The sequence below is a fragment of the Cryobacterium sp. PAMC25264 genome (genome assembly GCF_019443325.1).
In the GTDB taxonomy this organism is placed as follows: domain Bacteria; phylum Actinomycetota; class Actinomycetes; order Actinomycetales; family Microbacteriaceae; genus Cryobacterium.
Genome location: NZ_CP080383.1, coordinates 296961 through 321821 on the forward strand (window position 1 = coordinate 296961; position 24861 = coordinate 321821).

The window sequence follows — 24861 nt, forward strand, 5'->3', positions numbered from 1 at the left end:
CCGACCGTACCCGGGAGGAAGCCAGAGTTCGCCATCCGCCGACTTGCCACTTGACGCCCTCTCCCGGTCGTTGAGCGGGCACGAAGTGGCAACTCAGCAACACTCATCCCGGTGAGTTGGCAGTTGACGCCCGGTAGACCCTCGGGTGGGGGCGTGAACTGGCAACTCAGAAGCGTGCGGTGGTGGGGAGCGGCCGTCACCGGCCCTGGAACTCGGCCGGGGTGCGGGAGAGGAACGCCTCCATGCCGATACGGGCGTCCGTCGTGCCGGCCAGCTGGGCCAGGGCGGGCTGCAGTTCGGCCTCGGCCGCGGCGGGGCCGTCCCGCAGAGCGGTGCGGGCGCTGGCCAGCGTTGCCTGCACGGCCAGCGGGGCCTGCGCGGCGATCCGTTCGGCGAGTTCGATGGCGCGATGCAGCTGGCGGCCGTTGGGCGCGATTTCCTGCACCAAGCCCATCCGGTGGGCCTCGCGGGCGTCGAACAGGTCGCCGGTGAGGAGCCAGCGCATCGCATTGCCCCAGCCGGCCGCGCGCGGGAACCGGATCGTGGCTCCGCCGAAGGGCAGGATTCCCCGGCTCACCTCGATCTGCCCGAACCGAGTGGATTCCGCGGCGACGACGATGTCGCTGGCCAGCATCAGCTCGATGCCCAGAGTGAGGCAGGTTCCCTGCACGGCCATGACCACGGGCTTACTCAGGGCGGTACCGTCGACCTGCCACGGGTTGATGCCGCCGTCCGGCACCATGTCCAGCCCCTCGGGGCCCAGCCGCGGGCCGATGTCGGCCAGATCGAGCCCGGCGGTGAAGTGCTCTCCGACGGCGTGCAGCACGCCCACCCGCAGCTCAGGGTCACGCTCGAGCTCCCCGTAGGCCAGGGCGAGTTGCTGCAGCAGGGCGAAGTCCGCCGCATTGCGCTTCTCCGGCCGGTTCAACCCGATCAGGAGCAGGTGCCCCCGGCGTTCGAGCAGGACGCGCGGTTGTTCGAGCAGGACGCGCGGGTCATCCGTGGTCACGTGTGATCTCCTTCGATCGTTCCGTACCTCCCGCGAACTGTGAGTAAAGCCCCGAAAACCCGAGGTTTTGGGCTCTTCTGACATATCCGTGGGTGGTTTCCGCGTGGCTTAACGAGCGCACGCCGCTTTCTGTCTAGGTTTCTGACTGTCAAAGGTTGGAAACTGAAGAACGGAAAACGGCGTGCGTACTGCAAGGATATGGCGGACTCTGCTCGGTGTCGAAAAGACCATCGTTGACGACGTCGATTACGACGACGATGCGGGCGTTTTGGTCGTCGCGGTCCGGCCGATGAAAGCGGCCCGGAACCGGTGTGGGCTGTGCCACCGGCGCAGCCCAGGCTACGACCGTGGTGAGGGTCGACGACGCTGGCGGAGCCTGGATGCTGGCATCATCCAGGTCGTTCTCGAGGCAGACGCCCGCCGGGTGGCGTGCCGTGAGCATGGCGTCACGGTCGCGTCGGTGCCGTGGGCTCGGCACCAGGCCGGACATACCTACCTCTTCGACGACCACGTCGCGTGGCTGGCTACGCAGTCTTCCAAGACCGCGGTTACCGCGTTGATGCGCATCGCTTGGCGCACCGTCGGCGCGATCGTCACCCGGGTCTGGGACGACGCCGCGACCCTGCACGACCCGTTCGATGGCCTCACCCGCATCGGGATCGATGAGATCTCCTACAAGCGTGGCCACAAGTTCCTCACCATCGTCGTGGACCACGACACCGGTCGTCTCGTCTGGGCTGCACCGGGCCAAGACAAAGCCACCCTCGGCACGTTCTTCGACGCCCTCGGCCCCGAGCGTTCCGCACAGATCACGCATGTTTCCGCGGACGGTGCGGCCTGGATCGCCAACGTTGTCGCGGCCCGCTGCCCGAACGCGGTGCGCTGCGCGGACCCGTTCCACGTCGTCAAATGGGCCACCGAAGCCCTCGACGAAGTCCGCCGCGCAGCCTGGAACGACGCCCGCAAAGCCGCCCGCATCAATGACGCCGCGCGGGGCCGCGGCCGACCCCGGAACGGAGCCCCCGAACGCCCCGACAGCGCTCGCGCGGCCGGCATCAGAAACAGCCGTTATGCGCTCTGGAAAAACCCCGAGAACCTCACCGAGAAACAACAAACCAAGCTGGCCTGGATCGTCCAAACCGACCCCCGACTGGCCCGCGCCTACTACCTCAAAGAAGGCCTCAGAGTCATCTTCAAACTCCCGCTCGACCAGGCCAAGGAAGCCCTCGACAAATGGGTCGCCTGGGCTCGCCGCTGCCGCATCCCCGCGTTCGTGAAGCTGCAACGAAGCATCGTGAAGCACCGCGTCGCGATCCTCGCCTCGATAGAACACAACCTCTCCAACGGCCGCATCGAATCCATGAACACCAAAATCAGACTCCTCACCAGAATCGCGTTCGGCTTCGCCTCACCTGACGCCCTCATCAGCCTCGCCATGCTCAGCCTCGGCGGCCACCGACCAGCCCTCCCGGGCCGGAAATGACCCACGGAAGAGTCAGGAGAGCCAGGTTTTGGGGCTTTACTCACAGTTCGCGGAGGGGGGGACTAGCGGGTGAGGGCGCTGATGATGCGCAGGATGCTGGGCAGGTCGTCGCCGGCGGCCTCGGGGGAGGACGGCGCGAAGCCCGCGATGGTGGCCCCGGCCAAGCTGAACTCCGCCCGCAACGCCACGATCGCGGCCGTGAGGTTCTCCACGGCCAGCCCGAACGGGTAGATGTTCGACAGTCCGACGATGGTGGCCGGGTCGAGCACATCCAGGTCGATGTGTAGGTAGATGTGACCGGCGCCGGTGCGCTTGACCGCGGCCACGATGGCGTCGGGCGTGCCGAAGCTCTCCACCGGCACCAGGGGGATGCCCTGCTCGGTGATGTAGACATCCTCGGCCGGGTCGATGTCGCGCACGCCGGCCAGCACCACCCGGTCGGGCGTCAGTCGCGCATCGGGACCGAGCGCGAGGCCGTCCACGCCGTCGCCGAGGATGGCGCGCAGCACCATGCCGCCGAAACCACCCGACTGCGAGGACTCGCTGGTGTGCAGATCGGGATGGGCGTCGAACCAGACCAGCGCGATCTCCCCGGGATGCCGGCGGGACGCGTGCTCCACGGCGCCGAAGGAGACTCCGCAGTCACCGCCGATGGTGAGCACGGGCTCGGAGCTGGTGCGCAACACCGCCAACTGACGATCCCGCACCGCCACCAGCGACGAGAACCGGTGGATGCCGGTGTCCTGCGAGTCGCCGGCCTCGACGGGAACGTCCACGGGGTACGTGACCGAAGAGGGCAGGTCGCCCCGGATCGCCTCCGCCCCGTCGACGAGGCGCATAGCGCGGGGGGAAACAGAACCTTGCCACTGTGGGACGACCACGTAGTTGGGGGACACCCCCTCAGTATGCTCCCTGCCCGCCGCCCGCCGCATCTGCCAGTTCGCGGGCCACCACCGCCGGCCCGCCGGCTAGAGGGCCTGCGGCATATCGCGGTAACGGATGGCCGCGGTCACGGCCTCGCGCAGCTCGAAAGCGTCCAGGCGCGTGCCGTAGCCCGGGGTGTCGCGCTGAATGCGCCATCCCTCGGCGAGCGGACCGAGGTCGACGCTGTCGAATCCGAAGTCGTCCAGAAGCGCGCTGACGCTCTCGCGGGCCTCGGCATCGTTGCCGGCCACAATGAGAGCGCGCCGGTTCTCGGCTCCCGCGGGGAGACCGTCTGTGCTGAGGTCGGCGGCGTAGATGTGGTTGAACGCCTTGACGACCCGCGACTCGGGCAGCAGCTCCTGCAGCAGCTCGGCGGTGGTCGTGGTCTCCTCGTCGAGGGCGACGATGTTGCCGTCCCGCTCGGGATAGTAGTTGTTGGTGTCGATCACAAGTTTGCCGGCCAGGTCGGCAACCGGCAGCGTGTCGATGGCGTGCAGCGGAATGGTCACGATGACGAGGTCGCCGGCCGAGGCCGCCTCGGCCGGGAGTGCCGCGCGAGCGCGCGGCCCCAACTCCGCGATCAACCCGTCGAGGGTGGCGGGGCCGCGGGAATTGCTCACCACGACGTCGTATCCGTTGGCCACGCCGAGGCGTGCGAGCTGACTGCCGATAAGTCCGGCACCGATGATTCCGAGAGTTGTCATGACCGTGACACTACAGAACGGCCCCGGGATGTTCCCGAGGCCGTTCCGTGTGAGGCGCTGTTCCGCCGTGCGCTACTGCTCGATCGACGAGGGCGTGCCGGCCTTCAGAGCGGCCAGGCGGGCATCCACCTCGGTCAGTTCGCCGAGGTCGTCGAGGCTCTCGAACTGCGCGTCGAGACTGGAGGCGGCGAGCTCGCTGGCGCCGCGCACCTTGGCCTCCTCGCGGCGGATCTTGTCTTCGAAGCGGCTGACCTCGCTGGTGGGGTCCATGATGTCGATGCTCTTCACGGCGTCCATCACCTGGGCCTGCGCGGCCGCCGTCTTGGAGCGGGCGATGAGCTCGTCGCGCTTGGAGGTGAGCTGACTCAGCTTGGTCTTCATGGTGTTCAGGCCGGTCTTGAGCTGCTCCACGATCGCGCTCTGGCTGGCAATCTGCGGTTCAGCGTCCTTCGCCTCCTTCTCGGACTGCAGCTGGCGGCCGAGGGCCACCTTGGCGAGGTTGTCGAACTTGTCGGCGTCCACGGTGTTGCCGGCGCCGCGCAGCTCGTCGGCCTTGCGGCTGGCGGCCAGGGCCTTGCGGCCCCATTCGCCGGCGGCCTGCACGTCTTCGCGGTGGTCGTCTTCGAGCAGCCGCAGGTTGCCGATGGTCTCGGCGATCGCGCTTTCGGCGTCGGCGATGCTGTTGGTGAAGTCCCGCACCATCTGGTCGAGCATCTTCTTCGGGTCTTCCGCGGAGTCCAGCATCGCGTTGATGTTCGCCTTGGTGAGCTGGGCGATGCGGCCGAAGATCGACTGCTTGGTCATGTGAGTGTCCTTTCGAAGGGGGTCAACGCTTAGAAACTACCGCGTTCACCTCCGCAAGTACCTGTGTGACCCAGGTCAGGACGGGATACAGAGGGGACGGATAGTGTGAGTTCACACGCCGAAACGCCCAGCCGAACAACTGTCGAGGATTCCGACCATGCCCACCCCCCTGAGCCTGACGATCGTGCCGGGCATCAACGACTCCACCGAGAAGCACTGGCAGACCCGGTGGCAGGCGACGCAGACGGATGCCGTGCGCATCCGCCCCACCTCGTGGGACGAACCCGATCTCGAAGATTGGGTCGCCGCCGTGGACGCGGCCGTCAGCACGCCGGACACGATCATCGTGGCGCACAGCCTGGGCTGCCTGGCCGTCGGCGCCTGGTTGGCGCAGAACCCCGGGCGGGTGCGCGGCGCGCTGCTGGTGGCCCCGCCCGACCGGTCAGGACCGGGCTTCCCGTCGGCGGCCCCGACCTTCCGGGAGGCCGAACCGGCCGTGCTCGGCACCCCGGCCCTCGTTGCCGCCAGCGCCGACGACCCGTACTGCGCCCTCGGCACCGCCCGGAGCCTCGCGGCGGCCTGGGGTGCCGGGTTCGTCGAGGTGGGCAAGCTGGGTCACATCAACATCATGAGCAAGCTCGGCGCCTGGCCGGCCGGCCGTGCCCTGCTCGACGAGTTCGCCGAGAGCCTCGGCGGGATGGTGCGCTGATGACCGACCCGGAGGTGCTCACCCGCCAAACCGTCGACCTGCTGCGCGACCTCATCCGCAACGCCTGCGTCAACGACGGCACCGCGGACTCCGGTGGAGAGCTCCGCAGTGTGCGCACGCTGGAGGGCTTCTTCGCCGGCTCCGGCCTCGACCTCGAAGTGGTTGAGCCGCACCCCGGGCGGGCGTCGCTGATCGCGCGCATCCGCGGCACCGACCCGACCGCGCCGTCGCTCGCCCTCGTTGGCCATATCGACGTGGTGCCCGTGGACCTCGACGGCTGGAGCCGCGACCCGTTCGCCGCCGAGCTCGTCGACGGCGAGATCTGGGGCCGCGGCGCCCTCGACATGCTCTACCTCACCGCCAGTTACGCGGTTGTGATCCGCGACATCGCGATGGGTTCGTTCCGGCCGCGCGGCGACCTGATCTTCGCCGCCGTTGCGGACGAGGAGAGCGGCAGCCGCTACGGAGTCGGCTGGATGACCGAGCACCGGCTCGACCTCATCGACGCCTCCTTCGTGCTCACCGAGTCCGGCGGGGCGCCCGTGGGCGTGCGGCCGTCGATCACCACCACGGTGGGGGAGAAGGGCATCGCCGGCCGGCGCCTGGTGGTGCGAGGCACGCCCGGGCACGGCTCCGCCCCGTGGGGCGCCCGCAACGCGGCCGTGATCGCGGCCGAGGCCGTGGGCCGGCTGGCCCGGTTCGAGGCCCCCGTACAGATCACCGCGGACTGGCGGCACTACGTGTCGGTGCTCGGCCTGCCCGCCGAGCTGGCCGAGCGGCTCACCGACCCGGCCCGCATCGACGACGCGGTGCACGAGCTGGGCAGCCTGGCCGGCTTCGCGCACGCCTCCAGCCACACCACCATTTCGCCCAACATCGTGCGCGCCGGCGAGAAGGAGAATGTCATCCCGTCGCTGGCCTCGGTCGACCTGGACATCCGGGTACTGCCCGGCGTCGACGCCGCCCAGGTAGACGGTTACCTGCGGCACGCCCTCGGCGAGCTGATGGTGGACATCGAGATCGTCGGCGACAGGTTCGAGGCGGCCACCCGGTCGCCCGTCGACACCCCGCTGTTCGCCGCGCTGAGTGCGGCCGTGGCCCGCGCCTACCCCAACGCCGACCTGCTGCCCGTGCTCAGCGTCGGCGGCTCCGACGCCCGCTTCTACCGCCGCCGGGGCATCCCCGCCTACGGGTTCGGCCTGCTCAGCAGGCGCTGGGACTACGGCACCTTCCGGATGCTCTTCCACGGCAACGACGAACGCATCGACGTGGATTCGATCGCGCTCACCGTGGCCGCCCTGGACTTCACCGTGCGGGAGGTACTGGCGTGACGGTGGCACCCGCACTCGTGCAGCTCCACGTCGTGGACTGGGCCGACCCGCGGGCCGTTGGCCTGCGCCGCGCAATGGACGAGGAGGTGGGCCCCCGCTACGCCGACCGGTTCGACAACCCGTCGGCAGAGACCGCCGCCGAGCTGGCGCAGGCGTTCGCGATCGACCCCGACACCATGGTGCTCACCCTCATCGCGACCGTCGACGGTGTGCCCGCCGCGCACGCCGCCCTACGCATGCTCGGCACGGAATACGAGCTGAAGCGCTTGGTCACCCTGCCGGAATACCGTGGCCGGGGTCTGAGCAAGGCACTCATCCGCGCGATCGAGTCGGCGGCGGCCGAGCGGGGCGCGCGCCGGCTGATCCTGCAGACCGGCGACCGCCAGCCCGAGGCCGTGCGCCTCTACGAACACCTCGGGTATAGTCCGATCCCGATCTATCCTCCCTACAGTGCGATCTGGTTCTCGCTCTGCTACGAAAGGATGCTGCCCGCATGACCACGCAGGTTGACACGCTCGTCATCGGTGGAGGAGCCATGGGCTCGGCCGCCGCCTGGGAGCTCGCCCGCCGGGGCCGCGACGTGACCCTGCTCGAGCGCTTCGCTTCCGGGCACAAGAACGGCGCTTCACACGGCGCCTCCCGCAACTTCAACCTCAGCTACACCGACCCCATCTATGTGGCCATGCTCGTGGAGGCGCTGCGGCTCTGGCGCGAGCTCGAGGACGAGACCGACACCCGGCTGCTCGAGCAGGTTGGTCTGGTGAACCACGGGCAGGGGCAGCCGTTCGCCGAGGTGCATGCGGCGCTGTCCGCCGTGGGCTTCGACCCGGAGTTGCTCGGTGTCGAGGCGGCAGCGGAGCGGTGGCCGGGCATCCGTTTTGATACCGACGTGCTGTACACGCCCGAGGCCGGCCGAGTGAACGCGGATGCGTCGGTGACGGCCCTGCAGCGGGCCGCGACCGCCCATGGCGCCCGGGTGCAGCACGGCATGGCGGCCACCCGCCTCACGGTGCAGGGAGACGACTCCGTGCTTGTCGACACCGACACCGAGCAGTTCCGCGCCCGACGGGTGATCGTCACGCTCGGCGCCTGGACCGGCTCGCTGCTCGGCGACCTACTGCCGTTGCCCAGACTGGTGGTGACCCAGGAGCAACCGGCGCATTTCGCCGCGCTCGATACGAGCTTCACCTGGCCGGGCTTCAACCACGGCTACCGGCCCGGCACGCCCGGGTACGAGTACTGGCGCTCACCGGTCTACGGCATGCACACCCCGGCGAGGGGATCAAGGCCGGCTGGCACGGTGTGGGCCCGGTCGTCGACCCCGACCATCGCGACTTCGCCTCGGAGCCTGAGCAACTACTGGCCCTCCGCCGGTACGCCCGCGAGTGGCTGCCCGGCGCCGACCCGGATGCCTTCACCGAGATCAGCTGCACCTACACGACTACCCCGGACTCCAACTTCATTCTTGACCGCCACGGCCCGGTCATCGTGGGTGCCGGCTTCTCCGGCCACGGCTTCAAGTTCACCCCCACCGTCGGCCGGATCCTCGCCGACCTCACGGTCGACGTGCCCGCCCCGCCCCTGTTCGCCCTCGCCCGCTGACCCGGCGTGCCGTGAGATGGCAGTTCAGGCCCTCTGGCGCGCTCCCATTGGGCCTCAACTGGCATCTCACGGGCGGGTGGTTGGGTGAGATGACAGTTGGGGCCCATTTGGCGCGCCGGAGGGGGCGTCAACTGGCAAGTCGCGGGCGCGCAGGCGCACGGTGAGGGCTCGCCGCCGGCGCGAGCGCGGCGGAGGGGCTGCCGCCCGGGCGGGGCTTCTCGCGAATTGCGGCAGAGTGCCTTTTCCGCCGTGCGGACGGGGACTCTTGCGGCAACTCGGTGGAGGCAAGGTCACCGAGTTGCGGCAAAGTGCCCCGTCCCAGGTGCGGCGAGGGGACTGTGCGGCAATTCGAGGGCGCTGCGCTCTGGGCGGCTCAGAATCGGCCGCCACCGCCGCGGCGACCGCGCGTGCCCCCGCCGCCGAAGCTGCCCGGGCTGCGCCCGCCACCAAAGCCTCCACCGCTCGAGCGCCGACCGCCGCCGCCTCCCATCCCGCCGAAACCGCCCCCGCCGCCGAACATGCCGCCGCCGCCCCCACCGCCGAGGATCTGACCGATCAGGATTCCCCCGAGCACGGCGCCCATCGACCCGTTGCTGCCACCGCGGCGACTCACCCCGCCGCCGCCGAAGAAGTCACCGAAGTCGTCGCCGTCGGTGGAGAACCCGTCCACGTCGCGGCGCGCCATGGCCGTGGCCTCGGCGGCCAGGGAGCCGGCCCGCTGCGACACGGCCAGGGCCGCCGCCGGATCGCTCGCCACGAGAGACTCGGCCTGGGCGGTCAACCGGCCGGACTCGGCCAGCCGGGTGCGGGCCTCTGCGCCGACCGCTCCCCGCCGGGCGGTGATGAAGTCCTCCGCGGCCGACACCTGGCTGCGGGCCGCCTGCAGGCTCTGCGTGAGCGTGGCCTGCAGCCGCTGAGCCTGCACCTGGGCGTTCCGCACGCCCTGCAGCGTGGCATCCATGGTGGCGTTGGCGGCCTCGAGGCGCTGGAGCAGTTCGACCGGGTTCACCGGCGGGGCCGCCAGAGCGGCGCGCACACCGCTGAGCGTCTGCTCGGTGCGGGCGATCACACCCGGAACATCGGCCGACGCCTGCCCGGCGGCGGGCAGCTCGCGCGCCGTCGCGAGGTCGGTGTCGAGATCGGCCAGCACCGCCGGGATGCCGGACTCCGCGCGCTGCAGATCGACGGCGAGCCTCTCGACGGCGTCGACGAGCAACTGCGCCTGGTCGACGGCCTCCTCCGCGGCGCGGATGCCGACCGCTGCGGCACTCGGCTCGCTTGCAGCCAGTCGCGCGCGGGCCTCGGCCAGCGCGTTGGTGGCGAAGGTGAGCCGTTCGGCGGCCTGGTCGGGGTTGTCGGCGACCGTGGCGATCGCCTCGGGCGTGTAACGGGTGGACAGCTCCTCCACCCGGGCCTCGGCCCGGTCGAGGCGGGCGTCGATGGCCCCCAGTTCGGTCTCCAGCCCGGCCGCCGCGGCCGGGGCGTCGGCCTCGAGCTTCCGCAGCTCGTCGAAGTCGGCGGCCTGCTCGTCGAGCAGCCGGTTGGCCTCGGTGCAGAGTGCGATGATCTGCCGATACCAGTCGCGCACCTGGTCCTCGGTGTCGGGTTCGGCGTCGTCGAGCCGCTGCTGCAGGGTGAACGCCTCGGACAGCTTCGCCGCGGCGGCGCCCACCGCCGTCTGGAAGGGCGCAGCGGTATCGGCGCCGTACTGGGCGACGGCGAAGCCCACCTCCTGGCCGCTGGTCTTGATGGCGTCGTCGGTCGCGATGAGGGCGCTGGAGGCGTCGCGTTTCAGCTCGGGTGTCGACGCCTCGGCGCCGCCGGGCCTCGCCACCGGGGCCGTGCCGCGGCGCCGCAGCACCCAGATCACCACGGCGATGATGCCGCCCACGACGGCGAGCACGAGCAGCACCGCGATCCAATTGGGAAACCCGCCGCCGCCCGGGCTGGCGTCCCCGGGGGTGACCACCGGGTCGCTGAGCGGCTCGCCGGCCACACTCTGCTGCATAGCCGTGGCCCCGTTGATCGCGGCGCCGGCCCAGTCGTTCACCCGCAGCGACGGTTCGATGGCGGTGCTCTGCACCGCGGCGAGCTCTGCTTCGTCCAACACAAAATCCGTGGCAACCGACAGCTGGTACTGCCGGTCCTGGACCGCCACGGCCAGCAGCACGTCACTGTCGCCGAACCCGTTGTTCACGGCCGTCTGGTCGGCCCAATTCGACGGATCCCCGACACCGTCGAAACTCGACACGTAGGCCACGAAAAGGTCGATCTGGGTGTCGGCGAAGAGCGCGTCGAGGGCGGCGACCACCTCGGGTTCCCGGTCTCCGAGAGCCCCGACGGTGTCGACGATGTGGCTCTCGCCGAAGTTCACCGGGTCATCCGCCCTGGCCGGCGCGGCCGCTCCCAGCCCGGTCCCGACCAGCGCAAGGGCGACGATTGCGATGAGCGCTGCCACGCGGGCGGTAAGCCCGGAAATCGTCGGTCGGATGCGCGGGTGGCCTGGCTGCATGGGGTCCATTTCCTCGGAAGCGCTCACGTGCGGCGTATTTCCCTCGAGCATAGAACCCCTCGCTCTGTTGCGCTCTGTTACCGCCGACCAGATGCCGGCCGGCCGGCTCGGGCACACTGGAGCCACACCAGCACCCGCTGCACCCTGCACGTCACGAGAGGCGAGCCATGACCACCCAGACGCTCGCCACGATGACCGCCCTGCCCACGGCCCGCGAAGACCGCCCCACCCTCGCCGTCGTCGAGGTCACCCGCAGTCGGCCCGACCGCCCCGAGTACCACGCCAAGGTGCAGACCCTCAACGCCACCGTCGTGGACGCCGGGACCGACGGTGGCTGGACCGTCGTGCGATTGGCCGCCGCGGACCTCGACCCCGCCGACCTGCTCGACCTCACCGACTCGGCCGACGCCGTGGTGATCGTCGGCGGGGAAGACATCGACCCGCGCTTCTACGGGGCCCACTCCGGCTACGAGGGCGAGACGGTGCACTTCACCGACGCCGACGCGGGCCAGATCGCGCTCGTGCAGCGCGCCGCCGAACGCGGCACCCCGCTGCTGGGCATCTGCCGCGGACTGCAGATCATCAACGTGGCCCTCGGCGGCGACCTCGTGCAGCACATCGACGACGGCATCCACCGTAATGTCGGCGTGCCCATCGACGAGATCCTCTCGACCCACGCCGTCGTGCTGCGCTCCACGAGCACCCTCGCCGCGGCCCTCGGTGACACCCGCATCTCGGTGCAGAGCGCGCACCACCAGAGCGTCGGCCGGCTCGGCGCGGGCCTCACGCCCGTGGCCACTGCCCCCGACGGCCTGGTCGAGGCAGTGGAACACCGCACTGCGCCGATCACGGGCGTGCAGTGGCACCCCGAGGCTCCGGATGCGCCGGCCGCCCAGCTACCCCTGCTGCTGGCCTCCCTGCAGATTGCGCTCACCCGCTCCGAGGCCGCCCGCGCCGCCTAAACGCGCTTCCCTCATCCGCGAACTGTGACTTAAGCCCCCAAAACCCCGAGTTTTCGGGGCTTAAGTCACAGTTCGCGGGAGGGGACGGGGCGCATCCGGGAGAGGAAGGCGGGCACGTCGAGTTCGTGCTCGAACGGTTCGGCAAGAGTGGTGGCGTCGTAGTAGAGCCCGTCGGCCAGCAGCATCGTGGCACGGGCCAGTTCGGGGTCGCGCAGGTCGTCATTCAGGATGTCGAAGTAGCGGCGGCGCATCTCGAGGACCACGCCGCGGGCGCGGGGGTTGCGCCGGGCCAGTGTGCCGCCGGCCAGCGTGGCGCGGTCCAGAGGACTGTCGACGTACTCGGTGAGCGTCACGTAGTAGGCAGCCGCGCCGTTCGGTGCCGCGCGCATGCGGTCGTACTCTGCCGCGGCGAGCGTCTCAAGCCGCTCGATCAGGGCGGTCTCCAGGCCGTCCCGCGAGCCGAAGTGATAGAGCAGGCCACCCTTGGTCACGCCCGCAGCCTGCGCGACCGCCTCGAGCGAGGCACCGGACCCGCTCGTGCCGATGAGCAGTTCCTGGAACGCGGTGAGGATGCTCTCCCGCGCGCTGTCGCGATGTTGGGCCATGACCGCCACTTTACTGTACCTGGTGGTATAGTCATACTCTGCTGTACCAGATGGTGCAGTAAAGCCCGTCGTTCCGCCCGGAACTCGTTCTCCAGCCAGGTTGATATGAGCACTACGCACCCCATCCGCACTCACTCGGACGCCGAGCCGACCGGTCACCGCGCCGGCCGACGCGAATGGCTGGGCCTGGTCTTGCTGATGCTGCCCGTGCTGCTCATCTCGGTGGACAACACCGTGCTCAGCTTCGCCCTGCCGGCCATCAGCCTCGACCTGCGCCCGAGCAGCACCACGCTGCTCTGGATCGTCGACATCTACCCGCTCGTGCTCGCCGGCCTCCTTGTGGCCATGGGCACGCTCGGGGACCGGGTCGGCCGCCGCAAGCTGCTCCTGATCGGCGCCACCGGTTTCGCCGTGGTGTCGGCCCTGGCCGCCTTCGCGCCCACGGCGGAGCTGCTCATTGCGGCTCGTGCGGTCATGGGCTTCTTCGGCGCCATGATCATGCCGTCCACGCTGTCGCTGCTGCGCAGCCTGTTCCTGGATGCGCGCCAGCGTACCCTGGCCATCGCCGTATGGGCCGGCGCCTTCGCGGCCGGCTCGAGCTTGGGCCCCATCGTCGGTGGCGTCGTGCTGCAGCACTTCTCCTGGGGATCGGTGTTCCTGATCGCCGTGCCCATCCTGGTGCCTCTCCTGCTGCTCGCCGGGTTCCTGATCCCCGAGTCGAAGGACCCGGCGCCGCTCCGGATCGACCTCGTCAGCGTCAGCCTGTCGCTGCTCACCCTCGCGCCGCTCGTCTTCGCGATCAAGACGCTCACGCACGACGGCGTGGGGCTGGTCGGCATCGGTGCACTGGCACTCGGGCTGGCCGCCGGAACTGTGTTCCTGCGCCGACAGCTACGCATCGCCAATCCGCTGCTCGACCTGAGCCTGTTCCGGCACGCGCCGTTCGCCGGGTCGGTGCTGGCCAACTTCCTCGCCGTGTTCAGCCTGGTCGGCTTCCTCTTCTTCGTCTCCCAACACCTCCAGCTCGTGCTCGGCCTCGACCCGCTCGCCGCCGGCTTGCTGTTGTTGCCCGGCGCGGTGCTCTCGGTAGCGGCCGGTCTGACCGCGGCCTATCTCGTCCGCCTCGTGCCGCCACGCCTCGTGATCGTCGCGGGAATCCTGCTCTCGGCCCTGGGCTTCGGCGTGATCATCCTGCTGCGGGACAACCTCACCGCCGGTGTGGTGGCGCTCGCCTTCGGCATCCTGTCGGTGGGCGTGGGCGCTGCCGAGACCATCTCCAACGACACGATCCTCAGCTCGGTACCGGCCGACAAGGCCGGGGCTGCCGCCGGTGTCTCCGAAACCGCCTACGAGCTCGGCGCGGTGCTCGGCACGGCCGTGCTCGGCGCCATTCTCGCGGCGTCCTACCGGGCCAGTGTGGTGCTGCCCGAGGGACTCGGTCGCGCCGAGACCGCTCAGGCCGGCGAAACCCTGGGCGGGGCACTCGGGGTGGCCGGTGACCTTCCTACCGCTCCGGCGGCGGCGCTCACCGAGTCGGCGAGGGCGGCCTTCGACAGCGGGGTGGGCGTGACGTCCCTCATCGCCGTGGTGCTGATGCTCGTCGCGGCGGTGGCCGTGCACCGCAGCATGCGCCCCTCGCGGTAAGCCCTGGCCGGGGTGATACTCAGGGCATGACCTCAACCGGTAGTCACCGCACCCTCGCGCCCAGTCGTCCGCCCGTGCGCTCCGGGGCGGAGAAAACCCTGATCACAGTGGAGGCCGTCACCAGCATCTGCGCGCTGGCCGGCGGGGTTCTATTGATGCTCGCTCCCGACGGTTCGCTGCTCGCCGCGGACCCCGCCGTGCTCGAGGGCAGCCCGTTCGATGACTGGCTGCTGCCCGGCGCCGCGCTCACGCTTTGTGTGGGCGTGGGGTTCGCCGTGGCCGCGGTCTGGCAGTGGCGCCGCGGGCCTTACGCCCGGTTCCTGTCGCTGGCCGCCGGTGTCGGGCTCGTGGTCTTCGAGATCGTGCAGTTCACGGTGATCGGGTCGCATCCGCTGCAGGCCGTGTTCGGTGTGGTCGGCGCGGCCACAGCGTACCTGGCCTGGCGGTTGCCATCGGCTAGGCACGGAGCGACCGGCGCCGCGCGCTAAAGAGCCCGGAACCCGCGCAGGCGCAGGCTGTTGGTCACCACGAACACCGAGGAGAGCGCCATGGCGGCGCCCGCGATCAGTGGGTTGAGCAGCCCGAGCGCGGCAAGCGGAATCGCGGCCACGTTGTAGGCGAACGCCCAGAACAGGTTGGTCTTGATGGTGCCGAGGGTGCGCCGCGAGAGCCGGATGGCGTCGACGACGGCCAGCAGATCGGACCGCACCAGGGTGATGTCGGCGGCCTCGATGGCCACGTCGGTTCCGGTGCCCATAGCGATGCCGAGGTCGGCCGCGGCCAACGCGGCGGCGTCGTTCACCCCGTCGCCCACCATGGCCACGACGTGCCCGGCGGCCTGCAGGGCGCGTATCCGTTCGACCTTGTCGGCCGGCAGAACGCCCGCGAAGACCTCGTCGATGCCCACCTGGGCGGCCACGGTGCGGGCCGCGGTCTCGTTGTCGCCGGTGAGCAGCACAGGCGTCAGCCCCAGACGGATCAGCTGTGCCACGGCAGCCGCACTCGACGGCTTGACCTCGTCGGCCACGACCAGGATGCCCCGGGCGACCCCGTCCCAGGCCACGGCGACGCCGGTCTGCCCGGTCGCTTCGGCGGTGTCGAGCGCGGCCCGCAGTTCACCCGCCAGGGTGATCTGCCACTCGTCGGCCAGCCAGCGTGGTCGGCCGACGAGCACCAGGTGGCCGTCGACCGTGGCCTGCACGCCGAATCCCTGCGCCGAGGCGAACGCCGTGGCGGCCGGCAGTGCGCCCACTCTTTCGAGCGCCCCCTGCGCGATGGCGACGCCGATCGGATGCTCCGAGCCGGCCTCGGCCGCTCCGGCAAGACGCAGCAGCTCGGTGGGGGAGGCCTCGTCGGCCGATGTCGGTGTGATGCCGTGAATCTCCAGCAGCGCCATCTTCCCGGTCGTGACCGTGCCGGTCTTGTCGAGCACAATGGTGTCGACCCGGCGGGTGGACTCGAGGATCTGCGGTCCGCGGATGAGCACGCCCAACTGTGCTCCGCGACCGGTACCCACCAGCAGTGCTGTGGGGGTGGCCAGCCCGAGCGCGCAGGGGCAGGCGATGATCAGCGTCGCCACGGCGGCGGTGAACGCCTGCTCAGCGCCTGCGCCGAGCGCCAACCAGGTGGCCAGGGTACCCAGCGCGATGACGAACACAATGGGGACGAACACCGCCGACACCCGGTCGGCGAGGCGCTGCACGGGGGCCTTGCCCGACTGGGCCTGCTCCACCAGGCGGCCGATGCGCGCCAGTTCGGTATCGGCGCCCACCCGGGTGGCGCGCACCGTGAGCCGGCCGCCCGAGTTGACGGTGGCGCCGACGACGGCGTCGCCCGGGCCCACCTCCACGGGCACGGCCTCGCCGGTGAGCAGGCTCGTGTCGATGGCCGAGATGCCGTCGACCACAACACCGTCGGTGGCGAGTTTCTCACCGGGGCGAACCACGAAGATGTCACCCACCGACAGCTCGGCGATGGGGATGCGCCGCTCGACGGAGTCGCGCAGCACAGCCACGTCCTTCGCCCCCAGGTTGAGCAGCGCCAGCAGCGCCGCGCCCGAACTGGTCTTGGCACGGGCCTCGGCGTAGCGCCCGGCGAGAATGAAAACTGTGACGGCGGCCGCGACCTCGAGGTAGATCTCCGTGCCGCCGGTCATGCTGAAGCTGAGCTGCATGGTCATGCCCGGCACCCCGGCGTCGCCGAGGAACAGGGCGTAGAGCGACCAGCCGAAAGCGGCCAGCACTCCGACGCTGATCAGGGTGTCCATGGTCGCCGCGCCGTGGCGGGCGTTCAGCCAGGCGGCCCGGTGGAACGGCCAGGCACCCCAGACGGCCACCGGGGCGGCGAGCATGAGGGCCAGCCACTGCCAGTTGGTGAACTGCAGGGCCGGAATCATCGACAGCAGGGTCACCGGGATCGCCAGTGCCGTGGAGATCAACAGGCGCTGGCGGAGTGCCGCGGTCTCGGCATCCGGGATGGCCGGGGCGTCGGCCGGGGGCTCGACCGGGGGCGGCGCGGGCAGGGTGGCCGTGTACCCGGTGGCGACGATGGTGGCGATGGCGTCGTCGATGCTGGTGCCCTCGGGGAGCCGCACGGTGGCCTTGTCGGTGGCGTAGTTCACGGTGGCCTCGACCCCGGGCAGTCGGTTGAGCTTCTTCTCGATCCGGGCGGCGCAGGACGCGCAGGTCATGCCGCCGACGAGGAGGTCGACGGGGTCGCTCACGCGGCGGCGCCCGCGTGGGCCGGGTCCTGCAGGTCGTAGCCGGCCTCATCCACGGCGGCCCTGATCTCGGCCAGGTCGGGGGATGCGGCGCTCGTGACATGCACGGTGCTCATGGCGCCGGCCACGAGGTCCACGGTCACCGCGCTCACACCGGCGACCAGGGACACCTCCTCGATCACGCTGGCCACGCAGTGCGAACAGGTCATGCCGCTCACGAGGTAATCGGTGACGGTGTCGGAAGTGCTGTCGAGCTGAGCCATGAGACGAACCTTCTTGTGTTGAACCGGATGCTGCCGAAACTGAGACGGGGCTTGGATACCCCCTCCGGGTACTCTAGCGCACATTCATGATACCGTGAGGGGGTATAGGGCCAGCCGACACCAGGAGCACACCATGACGACCGACGCCGCCGTTCCCGACGCCATCGATCCCCACGCCGACCATTCCCACGACGGTCCGCACGGCTACATCTCCAACAAGGACGATTACCTCAAGCGCCTGCGCCGCATCGAGGGCCAGGCGCGGGGCCTGCAGGGCATGGTCACCGACGACAAGTACTGCATCGACATCCTCACCCAGGTCTCGGCCATGACCAGCGCCCTGCAATCCGTGGCCCTCGGCCTGCTGAACGACCACCTCAGCCACTGCGTCGTCGACGCCGTCGCGACGGGCGGCGAGGAGGCCCAACTCAAGCTCAAGGAGGCCGGCGACGCCATCGCCCGGCTGGTGCGCTCCTAACGCCTCGCGCGTGGGCGCTGCAGCCGCTGGCATTCAAGCCGGCGTCGTCTCTAGGCTGAGCGCATGACAGACGTGCGGGGCATCAGATTCCACCGGCGGATGACCGCGCGCGACACCGCAGAGCCGCACCGGGTGTCGAGCCCCTCGAGCTGCTCTTCGACCTCACGTTCGTGGTGGCCGTGGCGCAGCTGGTGGTGCAACTCGCGCACGGCCTCGAGAGCGGCCACGGGGTCGACGAGATCGCCCCGTTCCTGATGGTGTTCTTCGCCATCTGGTGGGCGTGGATGAACTTCACCTGGTTCGCCTCGGCGTACGACACCGACGACGTGCCCTACCGACTGCTCACCCTGGTGCAGATGGGTGGGGTGCTGGTGCTGGCAGCCGGGGTGCCGGCAGCGTTCGTCGACCAGGATTTCCGGGCCATCACGGTGGGCTACCTCATCATGCGGTTGGGTCTCGTGGTGCAGTGGCTACGGGCCGGCGCCGAGCATCCGGACGGGCGCACGACGGCGTGGCGGTACGCGGCCGGGGTGAGCCTCGTGCAGCTCGGCTGGTTGGTCCGGCTGGCGCTGCCCGAGCAGTTCGGCCTGGCGTCATTCGTGGTACTCGTGGCGCTTGAGCTCGCCGTACCGCCGTGGGCCGAGCGCCCCGGCAGCACCTTCTGGCACCCGCACCACATAGCCGAACGGTACGGGCTGTTCACCATCATCCTGCTCGGCGAGGGTGTGCTCGCCGCTATTTACGGCGTGCAGGATGCGCTCGAAGCGCGCGGGTTCAGCGGCGACCTGGTGCTCGTATCCGTGGCGTCGTTCATCACGGTGTTCGCGCTCTGGTGGCTCTACTTCCTCGAACCGGCCGGGGAGGGGCTCGCGGCCAACCGCGGTCGCTCCTATCTGTGGGGCTACGGGCACTACGGGGTGTTCGTGTCGTTGGCGGCCGTCGGCGCGGGACTCGAAGTGGCCGTGGCCGATGCCGGCCATCACGTCGAGGCGTCGGCGACGACCCTCGCCGTGGCCGTGGCGCTGCCGGTGGGTTTCTTTCTTCTGCTGCTCTGGGCCACTCACGCCGTGCTGGATACGCGGTCGCAGGTGCGGCCGGCCGTGATCCTGCCCGCGGCGGCGGCCGTGCTGCTCGTTCCGCTGCTTGCCGGAACGGTCGGGGTCACCGTCGTCGTGGTCGTCATCGCGGCCATTTGTGTCCTCATCGTGGCCATCACCGTCGCCGACCAGTTGCGCCGAGCCCGCGGCTAGGGCATGGGCACCCAGTAGCCCACCCGCCCAAGCAGCTGGGTCTCCCGGTCGGCGTCGGAGGGGACCTCCACTTCGGGTGGGAACACGCCCATGGCCCGGAACCCCTCGACCTGCGGGCCGATCACTTCCCAGAGGGTGTCCACCAGCGGGGCGGGCAGGGAATAGTCCCAGCCGAGTTGCCGGGCGATCGACCAGGCTTGGAAGGCCCGGTAGATGCTCACGTGCTCGAGGTACTCCCGCACCGGGAAGTCGCCGTAGCTGAGGTGCACGATCTTCTCCGGGTCGAGGTCCTCGCTCACGGCCCGGGTGGCCACGTCGTTGAGCCGGTCGTACGCGGCGATCGGGTCGGCGCTGAGCAGGTCACCGTCGTAGGTGCCGGCGGCGTCGTCGATGGTGCGACCGAGCAGCACATCGGGCACCCAGGCCTCGTCACGGGCGTGCGCGGCAAGCACATCGCGGAGGGTCGGGTCGGGCGTGGAGGACCACGCGGCCGGTGCCGGCAGGCTGAGTTGCTCGGGAGTAATCCGGTCGATGACGGAGCGCAACGCGGCATCCGCCTGGAGGAAGAGCTCTCTCTGCTTCATGCTGGCACGCTAGCACCGGCCCCGGACACGCCGGCAGGGGTAAAGTCTGCATGTGCCCGTCCCGTTCTCTACCTCCGAAGTCACCGACGTGATCGTGGGGTTCCTCGACCCGGCCGCACGCAAGAATCTCGGAATCGCCGTGGCGCTGCTGGGCACGATCTTCCTGGCCCTCGGGGCTCAGCTGCAACACCGTGGCGTGGGCAAGGCCGCCCGGATGCGCGCGTCCGACCGTCAGCGGATGAGCGCCGGCCAACTCCTCGCTCTGCTGCGGCGGCCATCCTGGCTGCTCGGCACCCTGCTGCTGGGCTGCGCGATCCTCCTGCAGCTCACCAGCCTGGGCCTGGCGCCGCTGCTCGTGGTGCAGCCTCTCGGGGTGGCCGCCCTCGTGCTCTCCACCGTCGTCGACTCCCGGCTCGCGCACACCCGGCTCGACGGCACGGTGTTGCGCTCGGTAGCGCTCTCGGTGGGCGGGATCGTCGTGTTTGTGACCATTGCCGCGGTGTACGCCGCCGACCGGCCCATCCGACCGCCGCAGGTGACCATCATCCTGATCCTCCTGGCCGCCGTGCTGGTGGGCTTCGGTCTGGTGTTCGTGTTCCTGCGCGCCCGGCTCACCGCCGTGGCCTGGGTGGTCGGCGCCGGAGTTCTCTACGCCTTCGTCGCCACCCTCGCCAAGCTCACCATCACCCAGCTCGTGTCCGGCCAGATCTCGCTGCTCACCCTGCTGTGCGTGGGCGGCGTTCTGACCGCGGCCGTCGTCGGCGGTATCTTCGTGCAGATCGCCTACTCCTCCGGACCACCCAATCTGGTCATCGCCGGCCTGACCGTGGTAGACCCGCTCGTGGCGGTCGGCATCGGCATCGTGGTGCTGGGCGAGGCCTCCGCCGCGCCGCCCTACGCGCTGGTGGCGTTCGTGCTCGCCGGCGCCGTCGCCGCGTACGGCGTCGTCGGGCTGTCCCGGCACCGACCGCAGTCGACGCTGGAGCCGGCGCCGCTGACGCCAACACCGCCGGAGTAGAGGCCGCCGGACAGGCGCTCTGGATGGGCGAGCCCCACACTGGCAATACCCTCCGAAAGCACGCCCGAATCACGGAGGGCGCCCAGACAACGTCGGTAGCATCGATCTGATGTCAACCGTTCATTCGAAAACCCACCGCGTAGGCCGGTCTTTCGTCGTACTCGGTGTGCTGCTGTTCGTCCTCACGGGGTGCGGGGCGGCCGGGGTGGCCCAAAGCTCTCTGGTGACGTCGTCCGAGACAGACGACACCACTGAGGCGACCGCGACCGACGATGCCGGTGAGCCGGCCGTAGAGGCCACCGGCTGCCCGGCCACTCCGGCCGAGATGCCGGCCGGCGTCGTCAGCGCCGAGATCGCGGATGTCGACGGCGACGGCGAGAACGACACCGAGTGGTACTCCGAAGCCAGCTCTCCCTTCATCTACGGCATCACCACGGCATCCGGGGCCACTCACACGCTCACCGACGATCTGGCCGGGCCTGGCGCGCACAGCGGGTGGACGGCGGCCCTGCACAACGGTGTGGTGGTCACTGTTCTCGACGACGGGCGCAGCGCCAGCCTGCACGCTTTCGTGGACTGCGAATACGTCACCCCGATCGGCGTGGACGGCCGGCCGTACTCCTTCGACATGCAGAACCTGCGCGGCAACGGCACCGGTGTCGGCTGCCTCGAGGTAGAGGGCGGGCTCGAGCTGAACGGCCTGCAGGTCGCCGAAAAGCACGGGGACACCTACGCCCTGATGGCCACCGGGATCACGGTCTCCGAGAACGGGCTATCCGCCATGAACGGCTACACGGCAGTGTCGGGCTCGGTGCCGGAGGACGATAGCCGGGTCACCGCAGCGCAGACCTCGTCCTGCGCCAACGCGGCCGTCGTGAGCACCAGCGGTCAATAGCGTTCACGCCTGACGTGACGGACCAAAGCGCCGCAACCGCTCACCGGCCGCGTTCGTACCGGCTCAGGTTGAGGGTTTCGTCGGCCATGGCCTCGTCCCAGCCCCGCATCGGATTCAGCCAGAGCAGATCGGCCATGGTGATGCTGAACCGGTCGGCGATGGTCTCCAGAGCGTCGAGCGGCGCCACCACATACCCCGACGGGTTCCCCGCGCTGTCGTAGATCACGGTCCCTCGAGCGGTGGGCACCTCGCCCGTATCCCTGACCGCCAGGTCGGGGTGCAGATCCGGCATCGTCCAGGCGAGTTCGGCCGTGGCCAGCACCCGCCCGAAGGTGATGCCGCCGACCTGTTCCCAGAGCACGGCCGTGCGCATCCAGCTGGGATCGTTCGTGATCAACTGGTCGCCGTACCCGTTGCCGGAGGCGATGTCGAAGCTCTGCCGGTCTGCCGTGAGCACCGGGGCGTCGGCGACGTAGCTGTGCGCGGTTCGGAAACGGGCGGTCGACGCGTCGTGGGTGAGGGCGTTGAGCTCGAGGGTCACGGTGTTCTCGGTGGGGCCGAGGTCGAGGTTGAGCACGCTCAGGGTCAGCCGGCCGGAATCCGTGCTGATCTCGACGCTTCCCGACACGGAAACCGTGGTGCTGGCGTCGAAGGTGCCCGTGCCCAGCACGGTGCCGGCAGCCAGGTCGTACAGCTCGGTGATGGGCTGGGGAGCCGGACTGGCGGTGCTCGGGCTCGGAGAAGGGGCGAGCCCCTGACCGGTCGTACACCCGCTCACAGCCACCAGGACCAGGGCAATGCCCCACACTCGCCGCCGCGTCGCACCCGTCATCGTGACCCCCCGGCTGCAATCTAGCAGTGGCCTGGGCCGGCACACAGCGCCACGGGAATTGCAAACACGAGGTGTACCTGAAACTCTATGGAGTGGGGGGCTTCGAGCGCGAGGTCCAATCAGACACGACGGAGAGAGCGCGACCATGACGCAGCGGGGGCTCGGGGCGGCACACGGCGCGGTGGTGCGGCTCGTTCCCGACTATGCGGGTACGGTGCTCTGGTTTCCGCATCCGGTGGCGTACGTGCATACCCGGTTGCATCCCGATCTGATCACAGACCTGATCCGCTGGGAGCTCGGGTACTACGACGCCCTCGATGCCGACTTCAACTGGCAGAGCCCAGCCCACGCGAGCGCCTTCACGAGCAACGGCGTCGCCCTCGCCTTGCGTCTGGCCGTGCAGCTGGGCGCCGGCTTCGACGTCGAGTTCGCAACCTACGAAGCGGGCGTGGCCAGCCGACGGTTCCGCAGTGAACTGCCGGCCGACAACCCGCGCGCCGCCGCGGCCTTCACAGCGCTGTCCGCCCGGCCGGCCGCCAGCTGGGCTCCGACCGGTTGGTCGACTCGAGCGCTGCGCGACACCATCGGACTGTGATCCCGGTGCTGCCCGAACTCACGGCCCCTCCCGTCACGGCCCAACGTCTCCCTGCCCCTGCCCTGACGCTCGCTCCTCGCTGAGCCGCCCGTCGGCGTCGAGGGCGAGCCAGTCGGTGATGCCCAGTCGGGCGAGAAAGACATCGTCGTGGCTGACCACCAGCAATCCGCCGCGGTAGGAGCCCAGCGCCCCGACCAGCTGGTCGACGCTCTGCCGGTCGAGGTTGTTGGTGGGCTCGTCGAGCACGATCAGCTGCGCCGGCGGGTCGGCCAGCAGCAGCCGGGCCAGACCCACCCGGAACCGCTCACCGCCGGACAGGCTGCGCACCGGCCGCCCCACTGCATCCCCGCGCAGCAGGAATCGGGCGAGCCGGCCGCGCAGCTCACCGGGGGAGGCCTGCGGGGCCGCGGCGCCCAGATTCTCCAGGGCGGTGAGCTCCCCGTCGAGCCCGTCGAGCCGCTGGCTGAGGTACCCGATGCGCTCGGTGTGCGCGGTCGCGGTGGCCAGGCCCTGCCGGGCCGTCTGCGGATGCACGAGAGTCTCGAGCAGGCTCGTCTTACCCACTCCGTTGGGCCCGGTCAGGGCCACCCGGGCCGGGCCGTGCAGCAGAAACGTGCGATTGCTGCCGGCGAGCTCGGCCAGCCGCTTACCGCTGGGCACCTGCGGGTCGGGCAGGTCCACGCGAATGCTCTCGTCTGAGCGCACCCGGTCGGATGCGTCGGCCGCCGCCCGGCGCGCATCCGCCACCTTGCCGTCGGCCTCGCGGTGCAGCTTGCCCGCCGACACCTGCGCGGCGGACTTGCGCAGCCCCATCACGATCTTGGGCACGCTCTTGTTCTCGTACTCGCTGCGCGCGAAGCGGCTGCGGCGGGCGAGCTTGGTCTCGGCCTCGATGCGCTGGGCCTTCTCCTTCTTCACGGCCTGGTCGGCGGTGCGCTGTGCCTGCACCGCCGCGGCTTGTTCGCGGTCGCGGTGCTCGAGGAAGGCGCTGTAGGGTCCGCCGAAGACCGTGAGGCCGCCCGCGTACAGCTCAGCGGTGTCGTCCATGAGCTCGAGCAGCGTGGTGTCGTGGCTGACCACGACGAGCGCGCCCGGCCAGGAGCGCACCAGGGTCGCCAGCCGGGCGCGGGCCGCCCGGTCGAGGTTGTTGGTGGGCTCGTCGAGCACGGTGATGGGCGACTTCCTCAGGAGAAGGCCCGCGACGGCCACCAGGATGGCTTCGCCGCCGGACATCGCGCCCACGGGTCGGTCCAGGTCGGCCTCGGCCAGCCCCGCCGAGCGCAGCGCCTCGCCGGCCTGGCTCACCAGGTCCCAGTCGTCGCCGAGCACGTCGAAGTGCCGCTCCTCGACATCGCCGGCCTCGATCGCCCGCAGCGCGTCGAGCTTGGCGCGCACCCCGAGCAGGTCGGCCGCCGTGGCGGTCACGCCCAGGGTGAGCGTCTGCGGTAGGTAGCCGACGTCGCCGGACAGCACGACGCTGCCCGTGCTGGGGCTCAGCTCGCCGGAGATCAGCCGCAGCAGGGTGGACTTGCCGGAGCCGTTGGCGCCGACCAGGCCGGTGCGGCCCCGGCCGAAAGCGGCGGTGAGGCCCGTGAGAGCGGCGGAGCCATCAGGCCAGCTGAGGCCCACATCCGTCAGAACAATGGTCGAAGCGTGTGCAGGTGAAGTGTGTGTCGCAGCCATGGGGCTCCCCGTCGTCAGTGAAAGCACTGACCCCGGATGCCGCGGCACGGCCGATCGACGGGTGTCAGCGCGTGAGCGCGTAAACGGCGAAGAGCTTCACTGGTTGAGCCTGACTCTGGAGGATGGGACCGTTCCAGTCTGGCATGGACCGGGCGGTGTCGTCCATGATTCCCCGGAGGAGAGACACCGCGCGCTCGGTTGAGCGAGGGGATCGCTCTGTGGCAGCTCACAGTGTCAGGTCGAGACTAGTCAACC

General features: G+C 70.1%; 24 protein-coding genes and 1 pseudogene. 14 read left to right on the forward strand and 11 right to left on the reverse strand.

Annotated features, from left to right (window positions below; genetic code table 11):
• Positions 1 to 196: 196 nt before the first annotated feature.
• The gene (locus KY500_RS01325) at positions 197 to 1009 is read right to left on the reverse strand and encodes a crotonase/enoyl-CoA hydratase family protein (protein ID WP_255579678.1); all 813 of its coding nucleotides are present in this window, start codon (positions 1007 to 1009) and stop codon (positions 197 to 199) included.
• A gap of 181 nt (positions 1010 to 1190) precedes the next feature.
• Between KY500_RS01325 and KY500_RS01330 the strand changes: the two genes are divergently transcribed.
• On the forward strand, positions 1191 to 2492 hold the full coding sequence (locus KY500_RS01330; RefSeq protein WP_219901511.1) for an ISL3 family transposase: 1302 nt from the start codon (positions 1191 to 1193) through the stop codon (positions 2490 to 2492).
• A gap of 62 nt (positions 2493 to 2554) precedes the next feature.
• Here KY500_RS01330 and KY500_RS01335 read toward each other — a convergent pair whose 3' ends face one another.
• The 3 genes from KY500_RS01335 to KY500_RS01345 form a co-directional block, all read right to left on the reverse strand.
• Positions 2555 to 3331: an arginase family protein gene (locus tag KY500_RS01335; protein WP_255579679.1), complete on the reverse strand. Its 777-nt coding sequence runs from the start codon at positions 3329 to 3331 to the stop codon at positions 2555 to 2557.
• Between the two features lie 129 nt (positions 3332 to 3460).
• Positions 3461 to 4120, reverse strand: a complete 660-nt coding sequence (locus KY500_RS01340; RefSeq protein WP_219902029.1) for an NADPH-dependent F420 reductase — start codon at positions 4118 to 4120, stop codon at positions 3461 to 3463.
• A 72-nt stretch (positions 4121 to 4192) separates the two neighbouring features.
• Positions 4193 to 4924, reverse strand: a complete 732-nt coding sequence (locus KY500_RS01345; protein ID WP_219902030.1) for a PspA/IM30 family protein — start codon at positions 4922 to 4924, stop codon at positions 4193 to 4195.
• A gap of 157 nt (positions 4925 to 5081) precedes the next feature.
• Between KY500_RS01345 and KY500_RS01350 the strand changes: the two genes are divergently transcribed.
• The 5 genes and pseudogenes from KY500_RS01350 to KY500_RS19680 all read left to right on the forward strand — a co-directional run bounded on the left by KY500_RS01350 (position 5082) and on the right by KY500_RS19680 (position 8566).
• Positions 5082 to 5633, forward strand: a complete 552-nt coding sequence (locus tag KY500_RS01350) for an alpha/beta hydrolase (protein WP_219902031.1) — start codon at positions 5082 to 5084, stop codon at positions 5631 to 5633.
• The gene (locus KY500_RS01355; RefSeq protein ID WP_219902032.1) at positions 5633 to 6964 is read left to right on the forward strand and encodes a M20/M25/M40 family metallo-hydrolase; all 1332 of its coding nucleotides are present in this window, start codon (positions 5633 to 5635) and stop codon (positions 6962 to 6964) included. The genes KY500_RS01350 and KY500_RS01355 overlap by 1 nt, the downstream gene beginning before the upstream one ends.
• A complete protein-coding gene (locus KY500_RS01360) occupies positions 6961 to 7461 on the forward strand; it encodes a GNAT family N-acetyltransferase (protein WP_219902033.1) in 501 nt (166 codons plus the stop codon). The genes KY500_RS01355 and KY500_RS01360 overlap by 4 nt, the downstream gene beginning before the upstream one ends.
• Before the next feature lie 38 nt (positions 7462 to 7499).
• A pseudogene (locus KY500_RS19675) lies at positions 7500 to 8051 on the forward strand (FAD-dependent oxidoreductase); the annotation flags it as partial.
• Positions 8052 to 8266: 215 nt separating this feature from the next.
• The gene (locus KY500_RS19680; protein ID WP_370626919.1) at positions 8267 to 8566 is read left to right on the forward strand and encodes an FAD-dependent oxidoreductase; all 300 of its coding nucleotides are present in this window, start codon (positions 8267 to 8269) and stop codon (positions 8564 to 8566) included.
• A 373-nt stretch (positions 8567 to 8939) separates the two neighbouring features.
• On the opposite strand, the gene KY500_RS01370 is transcribed toward KY500_RS19680, so the two are convergent.
• Positions 8940 to 11105, reverse strand: coding sequence for a TPM domain-containing protein (locus KY500_RS01370; RefSeq protein ID WP_255579682.1), 2166 nt, complete (start codon positions 11103 to 11105; stop codon positions 8940 to 8942).
• 140 nt (positions 11106 to 11245) lie between these two features.
• Between KY500_RS01370 and KY500_RS01375 the strand changes: the two genes are divergently transcribed.
• Positions 11246 to 12040, forward strand: coding sequence for a gamma-glutamyl-gamma-aminobutyrate hydrolase family protein (locus KY500_RS01375; RefSeq protein WP_255579683.1), 795 nt, complete (start codon positions 11246 to 11248; stop codon positions 12038 to 12040).
• Between the two features lie 65 nt (positions 12041 to 12105).
• Here the strand turns inward: KY500_RS01375 and KY500_RS01380 are convergent, their stop codons facing one another.
• Entirely contained in the window at positions 12106 to 12645 is a 540-nt protein-coding gene (locus tag KY500_RS01380) for a TetR/AcrR family transcriptional regulator (RefSeq protein ID WP_219902034.1), read from the reverse strand.
• A 105-nt stretch (positions 12646 to 12750) separates the two neighbouring features.
• On the opposite strand from KY500_RS01380, the gene KY500_RS01385 reads away from it, so the two are divergent.
• Both KY500_RS01385 and KY500_RS01390 read left to right on the forward strand, forming a co-directional pair.
• On the forward strand, positions 12751 to 14289 hold the full coding sequence (locus tag KY500_RS01385; protein ID WP_219902035.1) for an MFS transporter: 1539 nt from the start codon (positions 12751 to 12753) through the stop codon (positions 14287 to 14289).
• A gap of 26 nt (positions 14290 to 14315) precedes the next feature.
• Positions 14316 to 14777, forward strand: a complete 462-nt coding sequence (locus KY500_RS01390) for a hypothetical protein (RefSeq protein ID WP_219902036.1) — start codon at positions 14316 to 14318, stop codon at positions 14775 to 14777.
• Here the strand turns inward: KY500_RS01390 and KY500_RS01395 are convergent.
• Complete coding sequence (locus tag KY500_RS01395) at positions 14774 to 16978, reverse strand: cation-translocating P-type ATPase (RefSeq protein WP_219903233.1); 2205 nt, start codon at positions 16976 to 16978, stop codon at positions 14774 to 14776. The two genes, KY500_RS01390 and KY500_RS01395, sit on opposite strands and share 4 nt — an antisense overlap.
• Positions 16979 to 17007: 29 nt before the next feature.
• Complete coding sequence (locus tag KY500_RS01400) at positions 17008 to 17271, reverse strand: heavy-metal-associated domain-containing protein (RefSeq protein WP_219902037.1); 264 nt, start codon at positions 17269 to 17271, stop codon at positions 17008 to 17010.
• Between the two features lie 133 nt (positions 17272 to 17404).
• On the opposite strand from KY500_RS01400, the gene KY500_RS01405 reads away from it, so the two are divergent.
• Both KY500_RS01405 and KY500_RS01410 read left to right on the forward strand, forming a co-directional pair.
• Positions 17405 to 17749, forward strand: coding sequence for a metal-sensitive transcriptional regulator (locus tag KY500_RS01405; RefSeq protein ID WP_066593443.1), 345 nt, complete (start codon positions 17405 to 17407; stop codon positions 17747 to 17749).
• 179 nt (positions 17750 to 17928) lie between these two features.
• On the forward strand, positions 17929 to 18999 hold the full coding sequence (locus KY500_RS01410; RefSeq protein ID WP_255579685.1) for a low temperature requirement protein A: 1071 nt from the start codon (positions 17929 to 17931) through the stop codon (positions 18997 to 18999).
• On the opposite strand, the gene KY500_RS01415 is transcribed toward KY500_RS01410, so the two are convergent.
• Positions 18996 to 19583: a hypothetical protein gene (locus tag KY500_RS01415; protein WP_219902038.1), complete on the reverse strand. Its 588-nt coding sequence runs from the start codon at positions 19581 to 19583 to the stop codon at positions 18996 to 18998. The genes KY500_RS01410 and KY500_RS01415 overlap by 4 nt on opposite strands.
• Before the next feature lie 52 nt (positions 19584 to 19635).
• On the opposite strand from KY500_RS01415, the gene KY500_RS01420 reads away from it, so the two are divergent.
• Both KY500_RS01420 and KY500_RS01425 read left to right on the forward strand, forming a co-directional pair.
• A complete protein-coding gene (locus tag KY500_RS01420) occupies positions 19636 to 20601 on the forward strand; it encodes a DMT family transporter (RefSeq protein WP_255579687.1) in 966 nt (321 codons plus the stop codon).
• A gap of 109 nt (positions 20602 to 20710) precedes the next feature.
• Positions 20711 to 21496, forward strand: coding sequence for a hypothetical protein (locus tag KY500_RS01425; RefSeq protein WP_219902039.1), 786 nt, complete (start codon positions 20711 to 20713; stop codon positions 21494 to 21496).
• 40 nt (positions 21497 to 21536) lie between these two features.
• Here KY500_RS01425 and KY500_RS01430 read toward each other — a convergent pair whose 3' ends face one another.
• Positions 21537 to 22328, reverse strand: a complete 792-nt coding sequence (locus KY500_RS01430) for a hypothetical protein (RefSeq protein ID WP_219902040.1) — start codon at positions 22326 to 22328, stop codon at positions 21537 to 21539.
• A gap of 145 nt (positions 22329 to 22473) precedes the next feature.
• Here KY500_RS01430 and KY500_RS01435 point away from each other — a divergent pair, with 145 nt between their 5' ends.
• Positions 22474 to 22923 (forward strand): hypothetical protein, encoded by a 450-nt coding sequence (locus KY500_RS01435; RefSeq protein ID WP_219902041.1) that lies wholly within the window; start codon positions 22474 to 22476, stop codon positions 22921 to 22923.
• Positions 22924 to 22956: 33 nt separating this feature from the next.
• Here the strand turns inward: KY500_RS01435 and KY500_RS01440 are convergent, their stop codons facing one another.
• Complete coding sequence (locus KY500_RS01440) at positions 22957 to 24606, reverse strand: ABC-F family ATP-binding cassette domain-containing protein (RefSeq protein WP_219902042.1); 1650 nt, start codon at positions 24604 to 24606, stop codon at positions 22957 to 22959.
• Between the last annotated feature and the right edge of the window lie 255 nt (positions 24607 to 24861).